Origin of the sequence: Faecalibacillus sp. H12 (assembly GCF_013361255.1) — a bacterium.
GTDB lineage: Bacteria > Bacillota_I > Bacilli_A > Erysipelotrichales > Coprobacillaceae > Faecalibacillus > Faecalibacillus intestinalis.
Genome location: NZ_JABWDK010000064.1, coordinates 1 through 1,544 on the forward strand (window position 1 = coordinate 1; position 1,544 = coordinate 1,544).

Sequence of the window (1,544 nt, forward strand, 5' to 3'; positions counted from 1 at the left end):
GGCTCTATACTAAAACTGGAGGGGAAATATATCCTGCTCCAGTTTTCTTATATTTAAATAGACATAGCTTTCATACCGTTTTACAATTTAAATGACCAAAAATAAATAGAAAAGAGGTATTCCACTATGTCCATTTTGAATTATATCAATGATTTATTTAAATCTCTAGATTTTCCTGATAATTTATCTGATTATTTTATCCCTGTCCCTTATGAGGGCTCTGATTCTTGCTTTAGATATGGTCTTGATAAGCATGGTCACCATTCTAAATTTATTAGACTTAGATCTGTTCTTAAAGATAATTTCGTCTGTCCTCATTGCGGCGTTATCGAACATCATGAATCTAAAGGTTTACGTAAGATTTCCCTGTCTCATATTGCCAATGGTCATCAAAAATTCGTTATTGAGGTTGAATACAGAAGATATTTCTGTCATTCATGTCATTCTTATTTTAAGGATGATATCCCTTTTAAATTTAAAAATACCAGAATGACTTCTTCTGCTGCTCATGCCTGCCTGATTCAATTTAGAGAGAATACGGCCATGGCCGTTATTTCTCGTATGATGGGTGTTTCTAAATCTTCTGTATATAGAATGTTTTTTTATCACATCAAAGTAAAAGAACGATTCTATCATCTTAAGTCTGTTATTTCTATTGATGAATTTAAAGCAACCACTGATAAAGGAACTTATGCTTTTCATATTACCGATCCTATCAACGGTAAAACTCTTGATATTATTGAAGACAGAAAAGAACGCAGTCTAAGAAACTATTTTCTTAGATTTTCCTATAAAGAAAGAAAAAAAGTAAGGATCATCATTATGGATCTTTCCAATCCTTTTCGTTGTATCATGCAGCGTCTTTTTCCCAATGCTTCTATTATCGCTGATCGTTTTCATTATGTAAAATTATTCGGTGAATGTCTAAAAAGAAGCAGACTGGATACCTGTTCTTCATTAAAAGATGAAAAGATAGCCAAATCTATTAAGAAAAATCTTCATCTTTTTGACAAATACAGAAAAGATCTTGATGATCAAACAGAATGGTATGATCGTCATTTAAAAAAACACTTTACCTGCAGAACATATGTCGAATATATATTTGAACAGGATGGTACAGATGGATTCTACCAGAGCTATATGATCTATCAGAATCTATTGAAACTTATTCATGAAAAGCACAATGATTACAAGAAAGAATTGAATAACTGGCTGAACCATATATTTGAAACAAATAATACATATTTTATTTCGTCTGCAAAAAACATAAGAAAGAACTGGTTTGTGCCAATACTTAAGTCACTTACATATAAAGCTGTTTATGTTAGAAACGGTAAAACGTATGAAACAAGTTTTAATAACGGTTTTATTGAAAGTATGAACAACAAGGTCAAGCTTGTAAAACGAAATGCCTATGGCTACAGATATTTTTATAATTTAAGAAAGAGGATTCTTCTTCATCTTGGGTTCTCATATGAATTTGAGTAAAAGAAAAGAGATAGCTTTCGCTATCTCTTAAGCCCCTCCACTATTGACATGGAGCC

At 31.6% G+C, this 1,544-nt stretch carries 1 protein-coding gene; it reads left to right on the plus strand.

Annotation, left to right across the window (positions count from 1 at the left end; all coding sequences use genetic code 11):
- Positions 1–126 precede the first annotated feature (126 nt).
- Positions 127–1,488 carry an ISL3 family transposase gene (locus tag HUU89_RS14390; protein WP_175302124.1) on the plus strand — a complete coding sequence of 454 codons (1,362 nt, stop codon included), beginning with the start codon at positions 127–129 and terminating at the stop codon, positions 1,486–1,488.
- Positions 1,489–1,544: the final 56 nt, after the last annotated feature.